The sequence below is a fragment of the Streptomyces sp. genome, from assembly GCF_050698815.1.
Lineage (GTDB): Bacteria > Actinomycetota > Actinomycetes > Streptomycetales > Streptomycetaceae > Streptomyces.
Genome location: NZ_JBOHCV010000123.1, coordinates 1 through 5,355 on the forward strand (window position 1 = coordinate 1; position 5,355 = coordinate 5,355).

The 5,355-nt window shown below is 70.9% G+C and carries 5 protein-coding genes; 2 read left to right on the forward strand and 3 right to left on the reverse strand.

The features are described from left to right. A partial coding sequence (locus ACRDP3_RS04920) for an asparagine synthase-related protein (protein WP_431515569.1) occupies positions 1 to 1,147 on the reverse strand: 1,147 nt, incomplete at its 3' end. A 298-nt stretch (positions 1,148 to 1,445) separates the two neighbouring features. Continuing rightward, a complete protein-coding gene (locus ACRDP3_RS04925; RefSeq protein ID WP_431515570.1) occupies positions 1,446 to 2,201 on the reverse strand; it encodes a LuxR C-terminal-related transcriptional regulator in 756 nt (251 codons plus the stop codon). Positions 2,202 to 2,347: 146 nt separating this feature from the next. Between ACRDP3_RS04925 and ACRDP3_RS04930 the strand changes: the two genes are divergently transcribed. Further along, positions 2,348 to 3,565 (forward strand): RNA-guided endonuclease InsQ/TnpB family protein, encoded by a 1,218-nt coding sequence (locus tag ACRDP3_RS04930; protein WP_431515572.1) that lies wholly within the window; start codon positions 2,348 to 2,350, stop codon positions 3,563 to 3,565. A gap of 56 nt (positions 3,566 to 3,621) precedes the next feature. Here the strand turns inward: ACRDP3_RS04930 and ACRDP3_RS04935 are convergent, their stop codons facing one another. Beyond that, positions 3,622 to 4,983 carry a PspC domain-containing protein gene (locus ACRDP3_RS04935; RefSeq protein ID WP_431515571.1) on the reverse strand — a complete coding sequence of 454 codons (1,362 nt, stop codon included), beginning with the start codon at positions 4,981 to 4,983 and terminating at the stop codon, positions 3,622 to 3,624. Between the two features lie 201 nt (positions 4,984 to 5,184). Between ACRDP3_RS04935 and ACRDP3_RS04940 the strand changes: the two genes are divergently transcribed. Then, a partial coding sequence (locus ACRDP3_RS04940) for a PspC domain-containing protein (protein WP_431515573.1) occupies positions 5,185 to 5,355 on the forward strand: 171 nt, incomplete at its 3' end.

Here is a 5,355-nt window from a genome sequence, read left to right on the forward strand (position 1 = left end):
GGGCGGGCGTACGGAGGTCGGCCAGCGCCCGCACGACGGCGCCCGTCGACCACCGGGCCGCGGCGCGGTGGTCCCGCAGCCGCCGCAGGCCGCTGCGCGGGCAGTCGCGCACCAGATCGTGGAGGTAGCCGGGACCGGGCCGGAACAGTTCGTCGCCACCGTGGCCGCCCAGATGCACCCGTGACCCCGCGGCTGCCATGGCGGCCGCCACGTGCGCGACGCGCGCGCGGGTGCTCGTCCACGCCAGGGGTTCCTCCAGGTCGGCGGGGGGCGCGTCTGGGGCGATCCCGGCGAACAGCATCGCCGCCATCCGGTGCCTCCGGTCCACCAGGTGCCGGGCGCGCGGCAGCGCGTCGGCGGCCTGCTCGTCGTGTTCCGACCAGCGGTAGGCCACCAGGGCGGCCGGGCCGTGCGCGGCCAGGAAGGTGACGCTGGTGGAATCCATGCCGCCGGAGAGGTCGGAGCTGACGGTTCCGCCCGCGGCCGTACGTACGTTCACCGCTGCCGACAGCGCGTCCCGTACGGCCGACGCACCCTCGGCGAGCGGCAACTCCGGTTCGGGGGGTGACCAGCGCCGCAGACGGGACGCCGTGCCGTCCTGCTCCAGTGCCAGCCAGTGATCGCCGGGCACGGCCCGCACACCGTGCCACGGCGTGGTTTCGTGGAGCGGGAACGGCGAGGCCGTCGAGGCCAGTCGCAGGGCCAGCCAGGCCGGGTCCCAGTCGGCGGCGGTCAGTTGGGCCAGCACCCGTGCCGAGTCCGCCGCCACCACCGCGTCTCCGAAGCGGACGCGGAAGACCCGCCGTACGGAGGCCAGCGTGCCCTGCACGCGCACCCGTCCGCCGATCGAGGCGAGGGCGTGGAAGCAGCCGGGCAGCCCCGCGGTCACCCTGTCCAGGTCGAGCACCGAATCGACCGTGCGCAGCGACTCCCGCAGTGATGCGGCGGTGGCCGGGCACTCTCCCGCCACCACCAGTCGCGCCGTACCCGCCGCGGCGACGGTCACCTGTTCGCACGACCAGTGGCCCAGCAGCCACGGTCGTCCGGACGCGTGCTCGACCGTGCAGCTCGCCAGCGGGCGCAGGGCGCGCGCCGCGGCGAAGCCGGTGTCGCTGTCCGGGAGGACGGCGAACCATTCCTCACCCATGGACGCTCCCGCGGGTCGGCTTCACCATTGCGCAACTCCTCACGCTCAGTGTCGGCAGTATTGCTGCGTGCTACGACGTGAGCGGGGCATGCCCGGCGAAAACCGGTGAAACCGGGGTGGCGGTCCAAACCACTCGTCACGGGGGATCTGGAGCGCGGTCGGTGGAGTCGTGCGCGCGGGCGCGCGCAGCGGCGGTCACCACCGGTGTGCTGGTGTGCTGGTGTGCTGGTGTGACGAACGGAGTTTGATCAGCGGCCGGTTGGGCGCGGATGCGGGCGCCGGCGCAGACCCGGGCGCCTCAGACCAGACGCCTCGCGGTCGCCCAGCGGGTCAGCTCGTGGCGGTTGGAGAGCTGAAGCTTGCGGAGGACCGCGGAGACGTGCGACTCGACGGTCTTCACCGAGATGAAGAGCTGCTTGGCGACTTCCTTGTACGCGTAGCCGCGGGCGATGAGCCGCAGCACCTCGCGTTCGCGCTGGGTGAGGCGGTCGAGGTCCTCGTCGACCGGCGGCGCGTCGGTGGAGGCGAAGGCGTCCAGCACGAAGCCCGCGAGGCGAGGAGAGAAGACCGCGTCGCCCTCGGAGACGCGGAAGATGGCGTCGACGAGGTCGGTGCCGGTGATGGTCTTGGTGACGTAGCCGCGGGCGCCGCCGCGGATGACGCCGATGACGTCCTCGGCGGCGTCGGAGACCGACAGGGCGAGGAAGCGTACGGGGGAGTCGGCGCCGGACATCAAGGGGGCGCTGCGGCGCAGCACTTCGACGCCGCCGCCGCCCGGCAGGTGCACGTCCAGCAGGACGACGTCGGGGCGGGTGGCCGCGATGACGGTGCCGGCCTGGTCGACGTCGCCGGCCTCGCCGATCACCTCGACTCCCGTCGTCTCCGTCACGCCGATCTCCGCCTGTACGCCCGCGCGGAACATCCGGTGGTCGTCGACGAGGACGACCCTGACCCGGCCGGACGGCGCGGGTGCGGATCCGGGTGCCGTCGCCGGCGCGGGTGCCGGTGCGCCCGCCGGGGTGCCCTCGGGAGTGCCTGCTGTCTCGTCGGTCACCGATACCTCCGAAGGATGCCCCGGACTTCAGGCCGGGGAGGAATTCGGACTCCGCCGGGAGCGGCCCGGCGAAGCCGGGACGGTCCGAGAACGGAGTTCGCCAGTATCCGGCCAGCAGTCTTACTCAAGTTGCAGCGATGTGTAAGCTGTTGCCCGTGAGGGTAGCGTACAAGTGCCGGGCATACCCGGACTCCGAGCAGGCGGCCATCTTCGGCCGCACGTTCGGCTGTGTACGTCTGGTGTGGAACAAGACCCTCGGTGAGCGGCACCGTGACTACCACCAGAGAGGCATCAGGACCTCGTACAAGGAGACCGATGCCGCACTGACGAAGTGGAAGAAGACGGAGGATCTCGCGTTTCTGTCCGAGGTCTCCAGTGTTCCCCTTCAGCAGACACTGCGTCACCAGCACACCGCGTTCGCGAATTTCTTTGCCGGACGGGCAAAGTACCCCAGGTTCAAAAACCGCAACTCCCGTCAGTCCGCGCACTACACCCGCTCGGCGTTCCGTATGGGCAACGGCGAACTGTGCATGGCTAAGACTGCAACACCGCTCAGGTTCGTGTGGTCCTTCAAAAATACTGACCTGGCCACGCTGAACCCGACCATGGTGGTGATCTCCCGCGACCCTGACGGACGCTGGTACGTCACCTTCGCCGTCGACACCGCTGAGCCAGAGCCCTTGGAGACTGCCGGGCATGAGGTCGGCATCGATCTGGGCATCAAGAACTTCGCAGTTACCAGCGACGGGGAGCGCATCGCCAACCCTCGTCACCTGACGAAGAAGCAGCGCAACCTCGCCCGCTACCAGCGGCGCATGGCCCGCTGTCAGCGCGGCAGCATGAACCGCAGGAAGGCCAGGAAGAAGGTCGCACGGGCCCACCGCAAGGTCCGCAACGCGCGTGTCGATTTTCTGCATCGCACCAGCACCAAGCTGGTCCGTGAAACCGACATCATTGTGATCGAAGACCTCACGGTTAAGAACATGGTGAAGAACCGCAACCCGTCCAAAGCCATCTCGGACTGCGGGTGGGGTGAGTTCCGACGTCAGCTGGAGTACAAGGCAGAACGTGCCGGACGGCACCTTGTGGTGATCGACCGCTGGTACCCGTCGTCCAAGACGTGCTCTACGTGTGGGCATCTGCTGACTGAGCTGAAACTTTCTACCCGGCACTGGACCTGTCCGGGCTGCCGTACCCGGCATGACCGGGACATCAATGCGGCGAAGAACATTCTTGCGGCTGGTCGAGCCGTAGCCGGGGAGAACCCTGGCGATGTCTGTGGAGCTGATGTCAGACGGCAAGGGTCCTCCCTTCCGCAGTCGGCTGTGAAACAGAAACCCCGCGCCGCGAGGCGTACCGCGTAGGCGGCGTGTGGCCATCAGGCCGTACGGGAATCCCCCTGCTTCAGCTGGGGGAGCAGTCAAGACTCCGTCGCCCTCTCCATCTCCAGCTCCACCTCTGTCCCCTCGCCCGGCGTCGACCGCAGCCGGGCCGTACCGCCGTGACGCCGCATGCGGCCGATGATGGACTCGCGCACGCCCATCCGGTCGGCCGGCACCGCGTCCGGGTCGAAGCCCGGGCCCCGGTCGCGTACGGACACGAAGACCGTGCCGTCCTCCACCTCCGCGAAGACCTGCACCGCCCCTCCTTCGCCACCGTACTTGGCGGCGTTGACCATCGCCTCGCGCGCGGCCTGAACCTGTGCGTCCAGGCCCACGTCGAGGGGGCAGTCGCCGACGCACACGACCTCCACCGGTACGCCGTGATAGTCCTCGACCTCGGCGGCCGTGGCCCGTACGGACTCGGCCAGCGTCGCCGGTTTCGCCGCCGCGTCCTCGGCGGCCCCCTTTCCTCTGCCCTGCGGCTTGTAGAGCCACGCGCGCAGCTCGCGTTCCTGGGCGCGGGCGAGGCGGGTCACCTCGCGGGGCTGGTCGGCGTTGCGCTGGATGAGGGTGAGGGTGTGCAGCACGGAGTCGTGTACGTGCGCCGCGACCTCGGCGCGTTCCTGTGCGCGGATGCGCATCAGCCGTTCCTCGGACAGGTCCTGCATCATCCGTACGAGGTACGGACCGGCGAGCAGCGCGACGCCGACCAGGACGGCGAGGGCGGCCTGCAGGACCGGGCCGAGATGGCGGGCGGAGCCCTGCACGACCACGATGCCGCTGACGCCCACCGCCACCAGCAGCACACCGGCCGCGCTGCGCGCGATCGGCACCAGTGCCCGGCGGCGGGTGACCGCTGCCCAGTGGGCGCGGCGGGCGTCGTCCGCCTGCCGCCAGACCAGGGCGACGCCCAGGCCGATCAGCAGCACCGGCCACACGTAGGTGTTCACGCGGCCGAACTGCAGGTTGTCGGCGAGTACTCCGGCGCCGATCAGCACCGCCAGCACGGCGAAGATCTGGCCCTTGTCGGGCCTGCGGACGCGGCGGCGGGCCTTGCCCTCGGGTTCGGCGGGCGCGGTGGTGCTCGCCTTACGGGCGGCGTCGACCCCGCCCGTACCGAGCGGCACGACGAACCAGAAGGACGCGTAGAGCAGCACGCCCAGTCCCTCGGTCACGGCCAGCGCGATGAAGACGATGCGGACCCAGGAGACCGGCAGCCCCAAGTGCCCCGCGAGGCCACGGGCGACGCCGCCGAGCATGCGGCCCTCGGCGCTGCGGTACAGCTTGCGCAGCGGGGGCGGCGTGCCGCTGGTGCCGCCGTTGCCGGCGGCGTCCTCGGCGGGCGGGGGGCCGGCGCTCGCCGAGGAACCGGTGCTCGCGGTCGGCGGGGCGGGGGGCATGAACCGATCGTCACACGGGCGGGCCGGTGCGGTCATCAGGGTTCGCCCCTGACACAACCCTGTAGTTCGGGCCGTACTGGGGGCACCACCCATGCCGGAGGCCATGGGGGAGGCGGCGCGGGCACCGGCGCTCCGTAAATCAGGGTCGGGTAGGGGTCGGGCCCCGATGCCCGGAGGGGAGGCGGGGGTCACCATAGGCGCATGACCGAGGACCAGGACGCGGCGGCCCAGGGCGCACCCGGGCAGCAGGGCGCACCGGAGGCGGCGCCGCCCGCCCGCAGGCTCACCCGGAGCCGGCAGCCCAAGGTCGTCGGGGGTGTGTGCGCGGGCCTCGGCCGCTACTTCGACCTCGACCCCGTCGTCTTCCGGGTA